Here is a 19321-nt window from a genome sequence, read left to right on the forward strand (position 1 = left end):
ACACCATCACACCTACTGGCTCCCGAACTCACCGAAGAACCACTGGCTCCCCAACAGACCGAATCCGTGGCTCTACTTCACCCCGGTGAAAACACACGGTCGACCCGGCTGAGGTGGATGCCCCTCGTCGGTGCGGGCGAGCCTGGCGGCGGCCGCGTAGTACGGCCCTCAGCGATCCTCCATTGATTTGCCCGGCCGCCACATGAGTACGCGTACTCACATTTGGCCCGCACGCAACCTCCTGTCGGCGTACACCTGTATCTGACCTGTACGCCGACACCTCCGCTGTCTGGAGGGCGGGTGTCGGCCCAGCAGCAGAACCTCGATCAGCGCCCGAGTACCCTCACGCTCGCCGTGGGCCTTGCGGGCGGCCGCCCACCAGGCGTCATGGACCGGGGTGAAACGGCCTGCGGAACGGGCCTGGTCAAGCGCGGTGGCCCCGGGCAGGGCGCCGGCGGCCCCGATCGAATAGAGCAGGGGCCTTGGGTCAGGGACAACGCAGCACATGGATGACGCGTTCTGACGTGGCCCGAGCGCGCGCCATGAACACGGCGTCCCAACTCAGTCGGCCTCCATGGCGTCTGCCCGCCTCGTCAGGTCCGCCGCGATGCGATCCCAGTCGGTCCATGCAGCCACAAGTTCTCGGCAGCCTGGCGCATCAGCGCTGGCTCATCAGGTCGCTGCAGGAGCACCAACCGGTAGGACAGGTTGCGGACCCAGACCGGCAGACGACCATCGACCACGTGCGGGCAGAGCTCCCGGAGCATGGCGAGGATCGAATCCGCGTCAGCGAAAGTCAGTTCCTCGACGAAGTAGTGCTCCCGGTGGCCGAGGACGCACTCAGGTGTCGGTCCGAACTCGTTCCCGTAGAGACAGCGCGCGTGCTCCGTCAAGGTGCTGTGCATGTCTTGGAGCCTATGACGCCTTGATCCGCCGGAACGACCTTGGGCCGGTCCGGGCGATCATCTGCAGGGCGTCTCGGTGGTACTTTGACAATCGCGGGAGGGGTGGGAAAGCAGGTGGACAGAGACCGGCGGCGTGCAGCTGTCCTGGCGCTCCGCGAGCTCGGACGAAGCCACGACTACCGTGACCGGGCGGATGCCGGTCACGGCCTGGCAGGCTTCGCCGAGATGCAGGAGGCCCCCGGGCCATTGCTGGAGCTCGTGCTCGACCCCGGTGACACCTTCGTCACCCGGGTGACCGCGGAAGCCGTGCTTCGGCGAAAGGACAGGATTGGGCTGGCAGTAGTCGCCTCCGCACTGGCAGTTGCCGACTCCAATCACAGCGATTGGATCCACACCGCAGTCCTCGATGTGTTCAGCATCTTCTCCGAGGACCGGGACAACGCGATGCATCTGTGCGAGGAGATGCTGCGGGACACTGACGACCGCGTTTCCCTGGGGGCTCGTCAGCTGCACGAAATCCTGGCCGAGATCGACCCCGTTCTTCGCCCCGTGTAGCACGCGGTGGACACTGCCGTGAGAGCGCAGGTGCTCGAATCTCCACCCGGGCATCCTGCCGGGCCGGCTCCACGAGCGGACCTGCACTTCGCCGGCTGTTGATCGGGAACGCGTCGGCGCTCAGTGTGCTGGCTCGGCGCTGGTTCGTCCGGCATCGCGACGAAAGTCAGTGGCCGGCATGTCCGCACTGTTCTGGGGGCTCACCGTGCTGGAGATCACCCACTACAGCCGCCACCGCGCCCACGTGTAGCACTCCGGACAACGGCCGACGAACGCCGCAGCAGGCGGCCCGCGCAACCCACGCGCGGGCCGCCTGCCGTCTCCGCCCGGCCGCCCCGCCCACGGCCCGCCGGTACTGCGCCGGCCGCCGCGGCCCCGGGGCCGCACCCGCGCCGGACGGCTTTCCGACCGATGGCCGGACCTGGCCACCGCCGTCTGACCGTCCGGCCTCCCGCGCTGCTCTGCCGGCCTCGCGTCCGAGGCCTGTCCTTCGGACGGTAGTCGTGCGGGGGCGTGTGGTCGCGGCCGCTCCTAGCGTCGGGAGCATGACGGAGGAGAACACGGCGGTGGTGGGGGTGCGGTCGGCGCAGGAGGTGTTCGCCGCCCTGGAGGGGCTCGACGCGCGGTGCCGGCCGTTCACCGAGTACGAGCAGGGACTGCTGGAGGCGTACCGGTGGGCGGTCGGCGCGCGGATGCCCGCGCCGGTGACGACCGCCGCCATGGCAGGCCCATCGGGGCCGCGCCGGGGCGCAGCTGCTGGCCGAGTGCCAGGCCGCGGCCGTGGCGCTGCGCACCGGAGCGGCTCGGACGGAGGCGGCGCGGGTGGCGGATGCGGAGCGGATGCTGGGCTCCTACACGGCGCTGGCCCGGTTGTGTGGCCACCATGACGACCGGCCCTGAGCGGCGGCGACACCTGCCGCCGGTCCGGGCCGGTCGCACGCCAGAAGGAACCGGGTGGTGCTGGCGCCCGGTGTGCCGGTCGGCGTCGTTCACCGGGCCGTCGCGCGCATTTGCGTTGTGCACCGCCGGTGCGGGCGGTCGCGTGCCCCGGCAGCCGCGGCGCCCGATAGCCGGCGCGCGAGTCTTCCGTGTTCCGCGCGGCGCAGGGGTGCCTGGTTGCCGGCGCGGGCTGCGGTTGGTCAGTTGTGGCCGGTGCGGGTGAGGGTGTCCGTAGGGAGGCGGATGGCGGCTTCGGTGTCGGCGAGTTCGTCGTCCGTGGGCGGGGTAGCGCCGAAGGAGCGGCCGCCGGGGGCGTCCAGGGCGCGCCAGTGGAGGACGGGTGCGAGGTGTACCCCACGGTCCCAACCTGGGTGCCCACGGTTGTGTCGTCGAGCGCACCATCGCATGGCTCCACGGCTTCCGCCGCCTGCGCATCCGCTGGGAACGACGCGACGACATCCACCAGGCCTTCCTCGGCCTCGCCACCTGCCTGATCACCCACCGGCACTCCAACGCCGTTGTTAGGACCTCTTAGCCCGATGAACTGAACCGCCACCAGGGACGTTTTTGCTCGCTAGCCTGGTCCTGGCCCCGCTTCTCGGCCCGTGCTACCTGGCGCCGCGCCGACTTCAGATTCGATGTGAGCGGGTAGACGTGGTCGCCATCGCGTTCTCCGATCTCGATCGCGTGCTCCAGGTAGGGAATCGCCTCGTCGTATCGCCCGAGGGTGTAGAGGAGCTGTGCGACGTCCTTCACGGAGCTCTCGCTGCCCGCCTCGGCAGCCTTCCGGAACCAGTCGAGGGCCTCCTCGAACTCCTCTCGACAGTCTGACTTCCGTGCCCCGGCAAGTTCCCGGAACTCGGCCTGCCGCCGGATCAGGATGCCCATGTCCGCGCAGGCAGTCGGATCCCCGAGATTGGCGAGCGCATGCGTCCACTCGCGCGCTTTGGCCTCACGCTGCGTCAGCTTGTACAGCATCACTAGGAGCCTCATCGACTCTTCGTGGCCCGCTTCGGCCGCGCTGACCAGCGGGAACTCTGCCTCGCTCCATTCGCGGGCGTCGTACTTGACCTTGCCGTACCGGAAGCAGCTCTCGACGTCGTTCGACGCTACTGATCCCGGGCCGTAGTTGTGCTGTGTGACCTGGTTGTTCTGAACGCCGGCGCCCTGGTTGAACACGATGCCGCCGCGATCGGCCGCTGCGTCCTGGTGAATCTCGTGGCCCTCTTCACCGCGTGCGCTCACCTGCCGTGCACCTCATTGTGCTGAGAGCCTGACCCCTGGTTGAACACGATGCTGCCGCCGCTCGCGTTCACGGTCTGGACGACCTGGGCGCTCTCTTGCCCGCCGTGCTCTGCGCAGTCCCTGAGGATCGTGCGAAGGTCGTCAACGAGGCTGGGGTCCTGGGTGAGTGCTCGTCGGATCCTGCTGCGCCACTCTGCGGCGATCTCGTCACGCGTTTCGCCGGATTCAGTGTCCTCCACCAGACGCTGGCGCGATTCCTCGAGCTCCTCGACGACGGCGGAGGGATCGTCCGAGCGCCGCGACAGCAGCCTGGCGAACCGGTCACGGACGCCGGACCAGAGGTCACCCATCATTACACTGACAAGGGTTTGAGCGGCTGGCGTGATCAGCTGCGCGATATCGAGTTCGGCCATGTACTGCCCCTGTGTTTCGGACCGGCGGATGACTGTCTACGTGGCCATAGAGGCCTGATGCACAATCAGAAACCTATCGGGCTCCGACGGGTGGTGTAGCGGGAATGCGCGAGTTGAACGGTCCGCTGTTCACGGCCTTAAAGCCTGCATGCGCCCGCACCGAGCTGGACGACTCCGGCCCGTTGCGGGCGGGCCGCTGCTGCTCCTGGTGGTGACCGACACGTCCGGCGCTGACCACCCGCACGATGTTCACGGGAACGGAAGTCGCGGGCAGGTGCGGCGCGGCATAGTGCGTGCGTGACTGCGACTCCCGCCCGCCTGGACCTGCCCGCACGCCGACGCCGCCATGCCCGGCTGATCGCCGCCCTGACTGCAACGGTCGGGGCCTGCGCTTCGGCGGCGCAGGCGCTGTACCAGCCAGTCGCCGACGCCCCGCCCGGGCAGGAGGCGGTCGTGGTGGACCCTCTGCCGGTCGTCTACCTCGGCCACACGGCGGCCCCGCTGCTGGAGGCGGCCCGGGTCGAGGACGAGGCCCGGGGGCCGGCCGCCGTCGCGCGGGAGCGGGCCGGACGCCTTGCCGCCAGGCCCGTTGGCTCCGCAGCGGCACGGGACGGCCGGCGGCAGACCACCTGCGGCTCCGCTCCGCCTCCTTCTACAGCTCCGTCCACCCGCACGCTCGCCCGCCCCGGCCGCCGAGCGGGTGCCAGATCGGTGCGGCCGGTCCGCACTGGACCAGGTCCTCGATCCGGGCGACGCCGGCCGGGACGGCGGCCAGCATCGCGGCGACGGCCGGGTTCTCCTCGGCGGCCAGTCGCAGGTCCGCCACCGCCGAACGCACCGCGGAGGCCGCCGTGCCGGCCAGGACCACCAGTAGCCGCGGGAAGGAGCGCCAGCGCCGCTCCCATGCCCGACCTGAACCGTCCTCGCCGGGTCTGCTCCCAGACCCGGGCGCAGGCCGCCAGCTGCGCCGCGGTCTGTTCGTCGCCGGTGCCGGGGCGGTGGCGTTCGATGAACGCCCGCAGGCGGTGCCGGTCGTCGCCTCGGCCTGTGGTGTAGGCGAGGTGGGCGGTGGGCCGGTACACCCCGCCCTCGCCGGCGGGCAGTTCCGGGTGGGGGAGGAGGTCGAGTGGGCCGCAGGCCTCGCCGTGGGTGCGGGCGTCGGTGACGAAGGCGGCGTGGATCCGGCCGACGTCCAGCAGGTGCTCGCGTCCGTGCCGCACCGTCGGCTTCTCCGAGCCGGACACCGGGGAGGTCGGGCGCAGGGCTTCGGGGAAGGTGACGGCGGAGCCGGCCGCGGTGAGGTGCCAGGCCTTCGCCCGGCCGGCCTGCGGCAGGGTCACGAACTCGGCCAGGCCCTCGGCTGGAGCCGGGCCATGCGCTTCTGGGTCTGCTTGATCCCGGCTGCGCCGCCGTGCAGCTGGTGGAGCTGCTCGGCGGTCGCCAGCGCGAAGCGGTGGAGCGTCACCAGGACGTCGTGGTCGGTCTCCAGATCCCCGTACACGAAAGTGCTCCTTCATCCCGCCGTTGTGAACCGCACCGCTCGCCCGAAGACGGATCAGGACCTGGCGCGGCGGGACGGGCCGCCGGCCCGGCGCCGTCGGCGCTTCGTGGGGGGCGGGGTGTGGGGTCGCCGGGTGGTGCCATCGGTGGCGATCAGGACACGAGTCCAGTCGGTGATCAGCTCGACCAGTTTCTGGACACGTGCGGGCCCCGTGCTGTTGAAGGAGAGCACGAGCAGGGATGGCGCGCTGGCCAGCAGCACGACAAGCAGCAGCATCGCGCTCGCCAGGATGGTGGTCGTGCGAGCGGGCCCGAACAGGGCTCGCGACAGGGACACGGGCAGCATGAACATTCCTCCCGGAAACGTGCTCGGTGAACGTCCCGGCGCTGACCGGCGGGACGTTCACCGAGCCTGGGTGCCAGAGGGGCGGTTGCGGAAGGGGAACCGCTCCGGAGACATTCGGTGTACCCAAGTAGGCTGCTGCGCCAGCGGGTTGCCGACCGGGAACCCGGGTTCGTGGCCTGGCCCGGGCCACCGATGGGGAGGAACGCGGTGCAACCGGAAAACCACAGTAGCGACGTCCAGGGAGAGGAACCGGCCGGAAGCGAAATCGTCGCGACGCCGCATGCCAAAGCGCAGCGGGCCCTGAACACGCACATCGAGCAGATGCTGCAACAGGCCGGCATGAAAACGCGCTCCGAGTTCAACAAGAGGCACGGGATCCCCAAGTCCACCGCGTCCCGCTACGCCAACGGCGGGCGCACCTGGCCGTGGCGGTTCATGGAACTCCTGATGACCGATGTGGAGAAAGCCGCCGGCGGACCGCTGACGTTCGACGTCCGCGAAATCACCCTCAGTCTGTACGGCGCCGTGATGGAGGTGAGCAACAACGCCGAGTTACGCGAGATCTTCGACCTGGTGAGACAAGGCCTGGGCAAAGACGCCGCGCTGTCCCACGCCTACTACGAGATCTGGATATTGAAAAGCCATCTCGAGCGGCTGCACCGGTCCGGGCAGACGACGCCGACCGCAGCCCACCAACGACTGCGCACCGCGGAACTGGCGGCCGAGCGTCTCGGGGCCGAACGGCACCTGATCCGGGCACAGGCCGCGCAGGCAGAGCAACTGCTGCCTCGAGAACTCAGGTTTCTCGACGACCCTGACCTGCGGGTTCCCGCCCGGGAACAGGTGCCTCCGTGGTGGCCGCAGCCCGTGCCGGCCACCCCCACGGCACGGTTCCCCCAGCACGAAACGGGCCGCACCACCTGGCCCGGGTCCGCGACGGCTTCCAGGCGGGCTCCGTGGATCCTGATCGGCGTGCTGCTCGGCCTGCTCGGCGCGGCGGGAATCTGGATCACCCTGCTTCTTCACGGCATGGGTACGCCCAGTACCGTTCAGGCCGCCCCACCTACCGGACAGCCGGCTCCCTCCGGCCTCGCCACCACCGCCCCGCAGCCAGCCGTGACCACCCCGGCAACCCCGACCGGCAACCCGACCCCGTCCCTGCCCTTGTCCCAGCCCCCGGCCGCTTCGCAAGCCGATGCACCGGGATGGACAGCCCGGTACCGGGACTCGACCATCAACGTTCCGCCGCCAGAGGGGATGTGTCAGCAAGCCATCATGGACTTCAATCCGGCTCGCGGGGCCGCGTTGGACCCGGATGACGTCATGAGTGTCGTGAACTCCCCGGCGGACCTGACGATCCGGCAGCCCTGCTACACCCTCAATTCGGTCACCATGGTCTACCCGAACCTCAAGGCCTGGGGAACGTCCTCGGCGCAGGAACCCGGTCCGGACCAGTGCCGCGACAACGCCATGCGCCAGGGAATGCCCAACCCCGTGCCGCTCAGCAAAGTCACCGTCGGCTCCGCCTACTGCGCGATCACCGCGAAGGACTCGGTGGCGTGGTTCAAAGTCATAGCCAAGCCCGGCAGCGACCAGCAGGGGATGACCGTTACCGCCACCCTGTGGACCCGGAACACCTGACCGTTACTCGGTTCCGCATACAGGACCGAGTAACGGTCAACTCCGCGACCTCCGAAGCACCCGTGCCTGGGGCCGAGAGCAGGCGGGGCCCGCGCCGACGGGAAGCTGACCGACCAGCAGACCGCGCTCCTGGACGCGCTCACGCGCCATGCCGAGACCGTGATGGGCTGACCCGCCCCGCAACCAGCAGCTGACCTGACCCGCGGGGCCGCGTTTTGTGAGCTTCAAGCAGCAGCCGTTTGTCCATCGGTTTGAGCGTCGATGGGCGGTCCGCGGGGCCGTGAATGCGTGAGAAACGACGTCGCTTCGTGGGATGGCCGCCGCCCGTGAGGGCGGCGGCCATCGAGGCGGGGCCTGCAGGTGTCAGCTTGGCCAGCCGTTTCAGCCGACCCGAGTGGGTCCTCGCGTCACCTTCGCCAGAACAGGTGGTGCGTCACGCCGCTCGGGCTGGGCACGACCTCCAGGTGGAACCGGTCGAGCAGCTCGTCGGGGCACTCCCAGAGGCGTAGTCCGGACCCGAGTTTCACCGGTGAGACCGCCACGTGCATGGTGTCGACGAGGTCGGCGTCGAGGAACTGTCGGATGGTGGTGACACCGCCGCCGAGTCGGACGTCCTGGCCCTGTGCCGCTTCCCGCGCCTGTTCGAGGACCGCGGCCGGGGCGCCGTCGACGAAGTGGAAGGTGGTGTCGGAGAGCGTGAACGACGGACGCGTGTGGTGGGTCATGACGAACACCGGCGTGCGGAACGGGGGCTCCTCCCCCCACCAGCCGCGCCACTCATGGTCCTGCCAGGGCCCGCGCTGGGGCCCGAACTTGTTGCGGCCCATGATCTCGGCACCGATGTTGTGTGCGAAGTCTCGCGTGAAGTAGTCGTCGAGGCCCCGGCTTCCCCCAGGGTCGGTGCGCATGGGCCAGCTCGCCGTGGCTCCGGCCCAGGCGAACAGCCTCTCGGGATGGTCGTGGCCGAACGGACTCTCAAGACTCTGGTGCTCACCGGCACCGATTCCGTCACTCGAGACGTTGAAGTTCATGACTCTCAGCAGTTGATCCACGTGGTTCCTCGTCGGGTTGTCGCGTCACCGTGCGGCGAGCCGCCGCACATCATGACGTCGAACGGGACGCGACCGGATCGACAGCGGCCCACAACTTTTTTTCCAAGGCGCGTCAAGAAGCAGCCCTGCTGCTCGGCGGCTCAAAGACGGGTTCTCAGCTGGCGGGCTGGTGTCCCGGTTCGCCCAGCGCGAGAGCGGTCTGCTCGGCGGCTTCTCGCAGTCCTCGGTGGTGGAGGAGGGCGATGGCCCTGGGCAGCAGAAGGCTGTTCTCCGGGGCCGCGTGCGGATTGGTGTTGACGGCGTTGTACGTGAGGTGCCGGAGGCCATGGCGAAACGGCCATTCCGGGATCAGGTCCAGGTCGTGGAGGCGGCGCAGGAGTGCTGTGGCGGGGACGCCCCAGGTGTCCTTGGCGAGGGCGATGCGCTCGGGTGTGGCGTTGCGGAGCATCGCGGCCAGGACGGCGGTGCGGGGCATCAGGAAGGCGGCGGCGAACCGGGCGGCTCGACCACTGCGCTGCGCGCCGACGTCCTCGGCGCGCTCGGCGTCCTCAAGGTCGCCACTGCCGACCAGCTCCAGCGCCTGCTGCGTCCTGGCGCGGCGTTGAACAAGGCGGTTCGGCAGGCGCTGGGCGATCTCGCGCTGCACGGCCTGGTCGCCTCGGACGGCAACACCAGGGACCGGCACAAGGCCTGGCGGCTCGAAGGCGCTGCCGGGCTGGACGCGGCCGCTGCGGTGCTCGGGATGGTCCGCTCGGAGATGGGTGGCACCGCCCGGGGCGCCGGGCGCTCCGGTGCCCAGCACGCGATGGCCGTCAACGAGACGATCGCCGCGTTCGTGCGCGGCGGCAGCGCGTCCGGGGCCGCGGGCGGGGTGGGCACGGTGCGGTCCTGGTCGACCGAGACCGAGTTCCTGCTGCCGGGCGGGCGGCGCAAGGTGCGTCCGGACGGTGTGTGGCAGGCCCCGGAGATCGGGGTGCCGGTCCTCATGGTCGAGGTCGACCGCTCCACCATGGCCCCGGCCGACGTCGCCGCGAAGTTCTCCCGGTACCGCGAGCTGTTCCGCACCAAGATCCGCGACAACGACCCGGCCCTCGCCGAGAAAGAGCCGGCCGACCGGACGGTGCACTGGTGGCGTCGCGCCTACCCCGGCACCCACACCCGACCGCGACACCCGCCCGTCGCGCTGGTCGTCACCGACGCCGGGGCGGTCGCGCTGGCCAACCGCCAGGAAGCGGCGCCGACCTATCGGTGGAGACGTGGGGCGGCCGGTGGCGCAGGGAGGTCCGCGACTACAACGAGGACGGCTGGCGCGAGTACGACGACGCCGTGCCCATCATCGCCACCACCCTCGAGCTGCTGACCGAGCACGGCCCGCTCGGGCCGGTGTGGTGGCGCTACGGCCGCGCCGGACGGCACTCCCTGCTCGACGCGCTGGAGAACCCGAACAACCGCGCCGCCTACGACCAGCGCCAGAAGGCCCGGGAGAAGAAGGCCCGCCAGGAGCACCGCGATCTGATGCGGACCCTGGCCTGCGTGGACTGCGGCGACGTCCCCGAAGAGGAGAGCACCTACGAGTACGGGGGCGGCCAGTGGACCCGCCGACCCGGCGGCCGCTGCCGGCCCTGCCACCAGGAACACACCGAGGGGCTGGAACGGGAGGCCGAAGAGCGGCTGGAGGCCGCCCGGGTCGCGAACGCGTTGCTGCGCCCGTGTTGGACGTGCCGGGGCTCGATCGGCGGGAAGGAAGGCTCGGTGCTGGAGCTGGGGAGGAGGCTGGACCGGATCGGCTGGAGTGCCCGCAGTGCGAGCGGGACCGCGCCGAGAAGGATCTGGGTCGGCTGGTGCTGCCCGCTCCGACCAAGCGCGAGCAGGTCGCCGCGCTGGTTTCCGCCCCTGATGATCCGTGGGGTGGGAGGTGCGGGTGCTCCACGCGAAGCTCTACCCGCCCAGGGATCGCAGGGTGTGACGTGCGGTGTTGGGGGTGGGCTCGGCCCTCGAGTGGCGCGTTCGGGGGCCGAGCAGGGTGGGGTTCAGCCGGGGATGAGGCCGTCGTCGCTGAGCATCTGGCGGACTTCGTCGAGGCTGGCGTCGGGTGCGGGGAGGATCAGTTCGGAGGGTTCGAGGGCGTCGTCGGGCAGGGGGGTGCCCAGGCGGCGGACGGCGTCCAGGAGGGTTCCCAGGGCCTTCCGGAACCCCTCTTCGTCGCCGCTTTCCATCTCTTCCAGGAGCTCGTCGTCGAGCTGGTTGAGCTCGGGGAAGTGGCTGTCGGCGAGCTTGAATTGGCCTTCGCCCATGATGCGCGTGATCACGCTGGTCTCCCGTCTCTGAGTGGTGTTCCCGCCAGGGTGGCGGAGCACTGCCTCATCCCATCGCTCTTCCACTGGTGTGGCTGCCGTGTTCGCGCGTGGCGGACCCTCTTCACCCATACGAGCCGGATGGTGTGACCTGTTGGTGGTTGTGGGGGTGGTGGGCTTGAATCGCGGGTTGTCTGGTCCTTTGGTTGGGCCTGTTGGGGGTGGTGGTGGGGGTTGGTGGGGATGGGGTGTGGTGACTGTGTGTGGTGGTGGGTGGGGTCGGGGGTGGTGTGGGGGTGCTCGGCGGGTTGATGGGTGTTTCGCCCGGTGATCGGGCGTGGATTTCTCGTCTTTGGTTTTGCTGGTGGGTTTCCCGGTGGTGTTCTGAATTCGGGTTGGAATGGCCGGGTGTGGGGTGGTGGTGGGGGTCGGTGTTCGGTTTCTGCCGGTCATTGGGCTGGGCTGGGCTGGGCCGGGTCGGGTCGGTAGCGGTCGGGGCGCCGGGGTGGTCGTCGCCGTCGCTCGCCGCTGTCCGGGGCCGCTCGTCGACGCCCTGCTCGGTGTCGTCGGTGTCCTGCTCGCCGCCGTCCTGGCCGCCTGGCCCCGGTCCGGCTCGGTGCCGTCCTCGCCGGGCCGGTCAGGGTGCCTCGCTCGTGTCATCAAGCGTGGTGGCGGTCGGTCGTCCGGCCGCCGTCCTCGCCCCTGCCGCACCCCGCCGTCCGGGCCGCCCTCCGGGCGAAAACCCTGCGGGTCGGAGCGGGTAAGTGTGCCAGGATCGCCTGCCGTGGAGACTTGGGATGAACTGACTGTCACCGAGCAGGTGCTGGTCCGGCGCGCTGTCGCCGACTTTTCCCCGCGCGGCAGCGCGCGGCATGTCACGGCCGTGCTGCGCTGGGCGGGCTCGCCGGAGGAGCAGCCGCAGCGGGTGCCGGAGCTGGCGCAGGCGGTGCTCCGGTTGGTCGCGGGCGGGTGGTTGACGGTGCGCCGGGCCCTCGATACCAGGTTCGTCCAGAAGGACAGCCCGGAGGTGACGGGCACGGAACTGGAGCAGCTGGTCGCCGACCCGCAGACGTGGGTGTGGCCGTGGGACGAGTGGTCCGGTTTGCCGGCCCTTTCCCTGCGGGCGACCGATGAGGGGCACCGCCGCTGGGAGGCCCGGGCGTATGCTCCGGACGCCCAGCCCACCATCCATCAGGTGGACCTGACGGATGACGAGGAGCGGGTCTGGGTGTGTGCGATGGAAGCGAGCGGCTGGCTGACCGGACCGTTCGGGATCCTCGCCGATCTGCCGTCCGGGCTGGAGGGCGAGGAGCTGCGGGCGTACGTGGCGGCGGACCTCGCCCCGCTGGTCCGGCTCGTCCGCGAGGGAGCGATCGAGGTGCTGCACGTCGCGGAGCCCGCCGCCGAGGGCACCGTCGTCCCGCTGGAGGACTTGCTGGACGCCTTCAGTGACCGGGAGTTGCGCTGCGACGACCGCGACGACTGGGGCGTCGGGTTCACCTGCATCCTGATCCAGTCGCTGGCGAACGCGCTCCGCTAGTGCTCTGACCGCATAGGTTCGCCGGGTTGGCGGTGGCACCGTCCGGACCGGTTGGATGTGGGGGACATCCGAGATTCGGGGAGGCATGGTGGCGGAGCCGGTCAAGGTTCGGAGACTGACCGACCAGGAGGGCCAGCAGTTACAGCGGATTGTGCGGCGCGGCAGTACGAGTTCGGTGCGCTACCGGCGGGCGATGATGCTCCTGGCGTCGGCCGGCGGGAACCGCGTGCCGGTCATCGCCCAGCTGGTAGCGGCCGACGAGGACACGGTGCGCGATGTCATCCATCGCTTCAACGAGATCGGTCTGGCCTGCCTGGACCCTCGCTGGGCGGGAGGCCGTCCCCGCCTGCTCAGTCCTGACGACGAGGACTTCGTCGTCCAGACGGCCACCACCCGCCCGGCCAAGCTCGGGCAGCCCTTCACCCGCTGGTCGATCCGCAAGCTCGCCGCCTACCTGCGCAAGGTCCACGGCCGGGTGATCCGCATCGGCCGTGAGGCCCTGCGCTGCCTGCTCGCCCGACGCGGCGTCACCTTCCAGCGCACCAAGACGTGGAAGGAGTCCACCGACCCAGACCGGGACGCCAAGCTCGACCGGATCGAGCACATCCTGGAACGCTTCCCCGATCGCACGTTCGCGTTCGACGAGTTCGGCCCCCTCGGTATCCGCCCCACCGCAGGCTCCTGCCGGGCCAACGAGGGTCGGCCCGACCGCCTTCCGGCGACTTACCACCGCACCCACGGCGTGACCTACTTTCACGGCTGCTACTCGATAGGCGATGACACCTTGTGGGGCGTCAACCGCCGTCGCAAAGGCACCATCAACAGTCTCGCCGCGCTCCGATCGATCCGGGCTGCCCGCCCGGACGGTGCCCCGGTCTACGTGATCCTGGACAACCTGTCCGCCCACAACGGCAAGAAGATCCGCTGCTGGGCCCGCAACAACAACGTCCACCTGTGCTTCACCCCGACCAATGCCTCCTGGGCGAACCCGATCGAGGCGCATTTCGGACCGCTGCGGCAGTTCACGCTGGCGAACTCGAACCACCCCAACCACACCGTCCAGACCCGCGCGCTGCACGCCTACCTCCGTTGGCGCAACGCCAACGCCCGCCACCCCGACGTTCTCACCGCCCAGCGCCGCGAACGTGCCCGCATCCGCAGCGAGAAGGGCATGCGCTGGGCGGACGAGCACTGGCTACCGCTGCCTGACCAGTTGCCGCCGATACTTCCTCCATGGGAAGCAGCAGGAAGCCGTACTGGCGCACGTTCGGGACTCCGAAGACCCTCGTGCTCTACCGCACGCCAGACCGGTGGCGGTTCGCCATCTACTTCGAAGCACCTGGCGGCACCGCCGACGGCGCTCTCGATCATCCCGCGCCCTCATGCGAGCCCGAGACGGCACAGGCTGCACTCCACCGCAGGGCCGAAGAGCTGACCCACCGACAGCTGGAAGTCTCGTGGCAGCCCACCGATCGACCGGACTGGTGGACCGGAGTTATCACCAAGGTCGGACCAGTCTCCGATGTCGATCGCTGAGCCGCCCTCGACAAGCACGCAGCAACCCGGTGAACCTATGCGGTCACAGCACTATGCGCCGCCGCATCCCGTATTTCACGGCGGAGCGGATCCTTCAGGGAGCCGTCAACTAACTACTGCCTGATTCGGCCCTGCTCCGGCCTGTGACGTGGTAGATGGATTCCGTGGGGATGACGGAAGTAACTCTGGCAGCACTGGATGCGAAGTTGGCGGCGATGCTGCCGCACCTGGACGAGCGGCAGCGCCGCTTGTATCTGGCTTCCGAGGCCGAGGCGCTGGGCCATGGCGGAGTCGCGGCGGTGGCCCGGCTGGCAGAAGTGTCCGAGTCGACCATTGCGCGGGGACGCGACGAGCTCGCCGGCGGTGCGCCGGTGCTGGGACGGGTTCGCCGCCCCGGCGGCGGACGCAGGCCGACCGCCGTGACCCTGGCCTGGTGCCGGCACTCGAGGCCCTGATCGAGCCGCAGGAGATCGGCGACCCGGTCTCCCCACTGCGCTGGACCACAGCCTCGTTGCGTGACCTGGCACGGGAGTTGACCACTGCAGGCCATCCGGTCAGCGCCACGGCCGTGGGCAAGCTGCTGCGCTCGATGGGCTTCAGCCTCCAGGGCATGGTCAAGACTCGTGCTGGGAGCCAAGTCCCTGACCGTGACGCCCAGTTCCGGCACATCAACACCAGGGTCGAGGAGTTCCTGACTCAGGGCTTGCCGGTGGTGAGCGTGGACGCGAAGAAGAAGGAGCCGATCGGCGACTTCGCCCGGGCGGGCCGCACCTACCGCCCCAAGGGCCGGCCGATCACCGCCCCGGACCACGACTTCCTGGACCTGGACACCCCGATAGCCATTCCCTACGGCGTCTACGACCTGGGACGTGACATCGGCTGGGTCAACGTGGGCGCCGACCGCAACACCGCGGCCTTCGCGGTGGAGTCCCTGCGCCGCTGGTGGAATCGCCAGGGGCGCCTCGACTACCCCGGCGCCACCCGCCTGCTGGTCACCGCCGACTCCGGAGGAGCGAACTCGGCGGACTCCCACCTGTTCAAGACAGATCTGGCAGCCTTCGCCGACGAGTGCGGGCTGAGCGTCACGGTCATGCACTTTCCGCCGGCGACTTCGAAATGGAACAAGGTCGAACACCGGCTGTTCTCCCGGATCACCCACAGCCTGCGCGGTCAGCCGCTGACCAGCTACGAAGTGCTGCTGCAGACCATCTCGGCCACCCGCACCAGCACCGGGCTGACCTCCAGGCCGTCCTCGATGAGAACGCCTACCCCACCGGTCGGACGCTCACCAAAGCCGAGCGCACGGCGATCCTGCAGCGTGTCGAACGCGACGACTTCCACGGGGAGTGGAACTACACCCTCGCCCCACACGACCCCCAACAGGCACCGTCAGTCGAGCCGGAGCAGGCGAAGGCACCCTCGATCCCGGCCGAGGCCACCTTCCTGCTCACGCATCCGGCCCTGACCGGCATGTCCCGCGAGCAGTTCGACCGACTCGTGGAGGAACTCGAGCCCTTCCGCCGGGTGCTGGCCGAGGCCGAGCGCGAGAAGAGGAAGGGCATCAACCGGCGCGGATACAACCCCGGGGTCGGCTTCCTCGACCACCGCCACCGCGTGCTGGTCGCCGTCCTGCACCACCGCAACACAGTCACCCTGACCCTGGCCGCCCAACTGCTCGGCCGAGTACCCACGAGCCTGAACTACCACGCACACCGCACCAGGCCACTGCTCGCCTTCGCCGCCCCGGACATCGCCGCAGCCCTCGCCCATCCCCGGCGGACCCGCCCACCCCGCACGATCGAGGCCCTCCAGAACGCGATCACTGACCACGAGAGCAACATCAAATCAGGCAGTAGTTAGTTGACGGCTCCCAGGTCCCTACCTGCTGGTCGCCACTCCCGCGGAGATCGCGGACGCCGGTGCTGGCACGCTGGGAGTGCTGCGGCATCTCCTATGCCTGCGTTCAGGAGCGCGACATGGCAGCGTTCGCTCCGATCATCGAGCTGCTGGCCGACTGCCGAGATTTCCAGGAGAGGCCGGCGCGGCGGCCGTCAGTGATGATCAATCGACCAGCTGACGGCCCTGCTCGAAGAAGGCCAGCACGCCGTCCACGCCGCCGAGCTCGCGAACCGTGGCCACCGCGCCGAACGGCGCGTTCCAGTACTTCCCCTGCTGCCGGGTGTGCGGGCCGACGTAGGCATACGGCTCAGCCTGGAAGTCGTCGCCCTGGGAGACCCCGTAGTTGACCGCGGCCACGGTCACGCCGATGTCGAAGTGCTCGGGCCAGATGACCGGATCCGCCCCGGGAAACATCCGGCGCAGTGCGGCGTCGCCGACCGCGAAGCCTTGCGCGATCCAGTGCGCCGGCTGCGGATCGGCTTCGATCACGTCCTCGGGGCCGACACCGGATCCGCCCTGGTACAGCCCCGCGGGTGCACCGACCGTGACCCCGATCGCAGCCGCCAGCGCGGCGCAGGTGGTCCGTTCCAGGAAGAGGCGCTGTCCGGACGCCACCAGATCCGCACCGACGACCTGCATGTTCGGCTCGGCTCTGGTGGCGAAACCTCCGAGGGAGGCGCGCAGCCTGATCGTGCCACTGGTTCGGAACTGCGGTCCGGCCAGGACCAGCTCCGCGACCGCGTGCAAGGCGCGGCGGGTGCGTACAAGCGATTCGATGTCCATGACGGCATGCTCTCCCACCGCAGCGAGCGGCTCCCGTGCCGGCGCGTTCCCCACCGCTCACACGCCGAATCACACGCCGAACGCCTTCGGTGCGACCGGAGCGGCAGACCCTGATCCGACTGGACCCGGCGCCGAGTCGACCTCGGCGATGAGCAGGGCCACGTCGTCATCGTCGTCGTCCGCCCGCCGCAGGGCGGTCAGCAGACGGTCGCAGGTTGCTTCCAGCGGGAGCCTGGGCCCGCGGAGCAGGCCGATGAGGGCATCGAGGCGCGTGTCGATGGCCTGGTCACGGGTCTCCACCAGGCCATCGGTGTACAGCAGCAGCCGGTCACCGGGCGCCAGCTCCACGCAGGCGGACTGGAACGGGACGCCTCCGACGCCCAGCGGCGCGCCCGGGGGCAGCTCCAGCAGCACCGGGGCCCGCCCGGGGCGGTCCAGCACGGGGGGCGGATGGCCGGCCAGCGCGATGCGGCACCGCCTGTGGTGCGGGTCGTAGACGGCATAGACGCAGGTGGCGGTGGTCTCGTCGAGTTCGACGGTGACGCGGTCGAGGTGGTGCAGCACCTGAGCGGGGGCGAGGTCGAGGTCGGCCAGAGTGCGGGTGGCGGTGCGCAGCTGGCCCATCCTGGCGGCGGCGTTGATGTCATGGCCCATCACGTCGCCGACGACCAGGGCGGTCTTGTCGCCGGCCAGCGTGATGGCGTCGAACCAGTCGCCGCCGGCCAGCGCGGCGCGTCCCGCGGGCTGGTACCGGGAGGCGACCTGGAGACCGACGGGCCGCGTGGGCACGTGCGGCAGCAGGTGGCGCTGCAGGGTCAGTGCCGTGTTGCGTTGACTCTGGTACCAGCGGGCGTTGTCGATGCACACGGCGGCGCGGGCGGCAAGCTCCTCGGCCAGCACGATGTCGTCCTCGCCGAACGGCAGCGGATCGTGCACGCGCTTGAGGTCCAGGGCGCCGAGCACTTCGCCGCGGGCGATCAGCGGCACCGCCAGGTAGGAGTGCAGGCCTGCTCGGGCCAGCACGGCCGCGGCCTCGCCGTCTCGGGCGATGCCAGGCAGGTCCTCGCCCGTCACGCGGGCCACGAGCACTGGACGGCCGGTGGTCACGCACCGGGTGACCAGGCGGTCGGCGTCGTACTTGGCGATCTCCCCGACCGGATCGGCGGCGCGCAAGGCGTCGGAGGGGTAGGCCGCCGCCACGGCCAGGGCCCGCAGGGTCACCGGCCCCGCGACCGGCCCGTGTGCGGGCGGGCGTCCGCACAGGACCGAGTCGAGAACGTCGACCGCGGCGACGTCGGCGAGATCGGGAATGACGAAGTCGGCCAGTTCCTGGGCGGTCCGGCCGAGGTCGAGGGTGGTGCCGATCCTTATGGACGCCTGGGCGATCAGTGCCAGTCTCTGGCGGGCGCGGGCGGCCTCGGCGGCCGCGCGGTGCTGCTCGGTGACGTCCACCACCGAGACGGCCAGGCCCATCACCCGCCCGGCTGAGTCCTCCAGCCGGAAGTACGACGCTCGCCAGGCGTGGTCGCTGTCCGGATCGGCACGCGTGCGGCCGACCGTCAACTGATCCACCAGCGGCTTCCCGCTTGCCAGTACCCGGCGCATCGCGGACTCGACGACCCCGGTGTCGAGGAACGGCAGCGCGTCGCGGACATCGCGACCGAGGTGCTGCTCGGCCGGCAGGCCGTTGATGCGCTCCAGTGTCGGGTTGACCAGGACGTACCTCAAGTCGGTGTCCAGCACCGCCACCCCGATCGGGGACTGGGCCACCAGCCGCGCCGACAGGGCCAGATCGCGCTCGACGCCACGTAGCGTGGCCTCGTCGGTGGCGATCCCCAAGGCATAGAGGCGGCCGCGCTCGTCCTGCAACCGCATGTTGCGGAACTCCACCAGCCGGGTGCTGCCGTCCTTGTGCCGCACCGGGAACACCCCCGCCCAACGCCCGCCGCCACCCATCACCTCGGCGAACAGCTCGAGAATCAGACCCCGGTTCTCTTCGGCGACCAGCAGCTTGGCCGCGTACCGGCCAAGCGCCTCCTCGGCCCTCCAGCCGAAGAGATCCTGAGCCTGCGGGCTCCACAGGACGACCCGCCCATCCGCGTCCAACACCGATGCGGCCACACCCAGCAGGTCCAGCAGGCCACCGGGCTCGGACGCCGCAGCCCGCACCCTGCCGACCAGGGGCTGGCCCGCATCGGAGGCGCTCATTCCCGGCCTTCCTTCCGCCCGCCCGATACTGGCGGCCTCGTCCGATCCGGCCCCGTCGCTCGACCTCGCCTTCCGTCTCGGTGCCCTCTATCGTCTCTCCGCGCAGGCCCGCTGGACAGCTCAGGCAGCCCCGCCCGCCAGCAGGTGCACGATTTCCCTCATCAATGACGGGCGTGATCTCGGCTTCTCCCGCAGCCGCTTGCGGACACCGCCCGCTACATTCTGTCCCCGTCGGCGACCGCACAACGGCCGCCAGGCGGAGCGCTCTGCACGGCCCCGCGGGCGTAGGGAGCTCACCATCCGACCCTGCGGCGCCTCGCGTGCGCAGGGGCGACGCCAACGAGCCAAGCCGCCGCCCACGAGCTCCATCTGCATGAACAGGCGGGACCCGCGGTTCAAGGCACGTCAGGGCTGATCGACCGAGTGGTTGGGCCGCGGGCAAGCCCCCAGACCCCCGTGGCCCTC

The 19321-nt window shown here is 70.2% G+C and carries 16 protein-coding genes and 3 pseudogenes; 8 read left to right on the forward strand and 11 right to left on the reverse strand.

The window, feature by feature from the left end; all coding sequences use genetic code 11:
- Positions 1-593: 593 nt before the first annotated feature.
- Positions 594-905: a hypothetical protein gene (locus ACZ51D_RS36750; RefSeq protein ID WP_465664706.1), complete on the reverse strand. Its 312-nt coding sequence runs from the start codon at positions 903-905 to the stop codon at positions 594-596.
- Between the two features lie 102 nt (positions 906-1007).
- Between ACZ51D_RS36750 and ACZ51D_RS36755 the strand changes: the two genes are divergently transcribed.
- Together ACZ51D_RS36755 and ACZ51D_RS36760 are read left to right on the forward strand one after the other, a co-directional pair.
- Positions 1008-1460: a hypothetical protein gene (locus tag ACZ51D_RS36755; protein WP_465664707.1), complete on the forward strand. Its 453-nt coding sequence runs from the start codon at positions 1008-1010 to the stop codon at positions 1458-1460.
- A 1282-nt stretch (positions 1461-2742) separates the two neighbouring features.
- Positions 2743-2934 (forward strand): annotated as a pseudogene (locus ACZ51D_RS36760) (transposase); the annotation flags it as partial.
- Here ACZ51D_RS36760 and ACZ51D_RS36765 read toward each other — a convergent pair.
- From ACZ51D_RS36765 to ACZ51D_RS36785, 5 genes are all read right to left on the reverse strand, one after another.
- A complete protein-coding gene (locus tag ACZ51D_RS36765) occupies positions 2931-3644 on the reverse strand; it encodes a tetratricopeptide repeat protein (RefSeq protein ID WP_465625113.1) in 714 nt (237 codons plus the stop codon). The pseudogene ACZ51D_RS36760 and the gene ACZ51D_RS36765 overlap by 4 nt on opposite strands.
- Complete coding sequence (locus ACZ51D_RS36770; RefSeq protein ID WP_465664708.1) at positions 3641-4057, reverse strand: hypothetical protein; 417 nt, start codon at positions 4055-4057, stop codon at positions 3641-3643. Before ACZ51D_RS36770 ends, ACZ51D_RS36765 begins: the two co-directional genes overlap by 4 nt.
- A 652-nt stretch (positions 4058-4709) precedes the next feature.
- Positions 4710-4883 (reverse strand): hypothetical protein, encoded by a 174-nt coding sequence (locus ACZ51D_RS36775; RefSeq protein ID WP_465664709.1) that lies wholly within the window; start codon positions 4881-4883, stop codon positions 4710-4712.
- A 510-nt stretch (positions 4884-5393) separates the two neighbouring features.
- Entirely contained in the window at positions 5394-5558 is a 165-nt protein-coding gene (locus ACZ51D_RS36780) for a hypothetical protein (RefSeq protein ID WP_465625108.1), read from the reverse strand.
- Positions 5559-5612: 54 nt separating this feature from the next.
- Positions 5613-5903 carry a hypothetical protein gene (locus tag ACZ51D_RS36785; protein ID WP_465625106.1) on the reverse strand — a complete coding sequence of 97 codons (291 nt, stop codon included), beginning with the start codon at positions 5901-5903 and terminating at the stop codon, positions 5613-5615.
- Positions 5904-6110: 207 nt separating this feature from the next.
- Between ACZ51D_RS36785 and ACZ51D_RS36790 the strand changes: the two genes are divergently transcribed.
- Positions 6111-7544, forward strand: a complete 1434-nt coding sequence (locus ACZ51D_RS36790) for a hypothetical protein (protein ID WP_465664710.1) — start codon at positions 6111-6113, stop codon at positions 7542-7544.
- A gap of 407 nt (positions 7545-7951) precedes the next feature.
- On the opposite strand, the gene ACZ51D_RS36795 is transcribed toward ACZ51D_RS36790, so the two are convergent.
- The gene (locus tag ACZ51D_RS36795; protein WP_465625102.1) at positions 7952-8596 is read right to left on the reverse strand and encodes a dihydrofolate reductase family protein; all 645 of its coding nucleotides are present in this window, start codon (positions 8594-8596) and stop codon (positions 7952-7954) included.
- A gap of 154 nt (positions 8597-8750) precedes the next feature.
- Positions 8751-9242: an ImmA/IrrE family metallo-endopeptidase gene (locus ACZ51D_RS36800; RefSeq protein ID WP_465664739.1), complete on the reverse strand. Its 492-nt coding sequence runs from the start codon at positions 9240-9242 to the stop codon at positions 8751-8753.
- Here ACZ51D_RS36800 and ACZ51D_RS36805 point away from each other — a divergent pair.
- A complete protein-coding gene (locus tag ACZ51D_RS36805) occupies positions 9180-9956 on the forward strand; it encodes a replication-relaxation family protein (protein ID WP_465664736.1) in 777 nt (258 codons plus the stop codon). The genes ACZ51D_RS36800 and ACZ51D_RS36805 overlap by 63 nt on opposite strands.
- 670 nt (positions 9957-10626) lie before the next feature.
- Here the strand turns inward: ACZ51D_RS36805 and pspAA are convergent.
- Positions 10627-10905, reverse strand: a complete 279-nt coding sequence (gene pspAA / locus ACZ51D_RS36810; protein WP_465625198.1) for a PspA-associated protein PspAA — start codon at positions 10903-10905, stop codon at positions 10627-10629.
- A gap of 769 nt (positions 10906-11674) precedes the next feature.
- Between pspAA and ACZ51D_RS36815 the strand changes: the two genes are divergently transcribed.
- The 4 genes and pseudogenes from ACZ51D_RS36815 (at position 11675) to ACZ51D_RS36830 (ending at position 15826) form a co-directional block, all read left to right on the forward strand.
- Positions 11675-12430, forward strand: coding sequence for a hypothetical protein (locus tag ACZ51D_RS36815; protein WP_465664711.1), 756 nt, complete (start codon positions 11675-11677; stop codon positions 12428-12430).
- Between the two features lie 88 nt (positions 12431-12518).
- Positions 12519-13639 (forward strand): annotated as a pseudogene (locus ACZ51D_RS36820) (IS630 family transposase).
- Positions 13640-13663: 24 nt separating this feature from the next.
- On the forward strand, positions 13664-13966 hold the full coding sequence (locus ACZ51D_RS36825) for a hypothetical protein (protein WP_465664712.1): 303 nt from the start codon (positions 13664-13666) through the stop codon (positions 13964-13966).
- 170 nt (positions 13967-14136) lie between these two features.
- A pseudogene (locus ACZ51D_RS36830) lies at positions 14137-15826 on the forward strand (ISAzo13 family transposase).
- A gap of 201 nt (positions 15827-16027) precedes the next feature.
- Here the strand turns inward: ACZ51D_RS36830 and ACZ51D_RS36835 are convergent.
- Together ACZ51D_RS36835 and ACZ51D_RS36840 are read right to left on the reverse strand one after the other, a co-directional pair.
- Positions 16028-16702 (reverse strand): hypothetical protein, encoded by a 675-nt coding sequence (locus ACZ51D_RS36835; RefSeq protein ID WP_465664713.1) that lies wholly within the window; start codon positions 16700-16702, stop codon positions 16028-16030.
- Between the two features lie 15 nt (positions 16703-16717).
- Positions 16718-18856, reverse strand: coding sequence for a SpoIIE family protein phosphatase (locus ACZ51D_RS36840; RefSeq protein ID WP_465625094.1), 2139 nt, complete (start codon positions 18854-18856; stop codon positions 16718-16720).
- Positions 18857-19321: the final 465 nt, after the last annotated feature.

The sequence above is a fragment of the Kitasatospora sp. NPDC033851 genome, assembly GCF_055576085.1.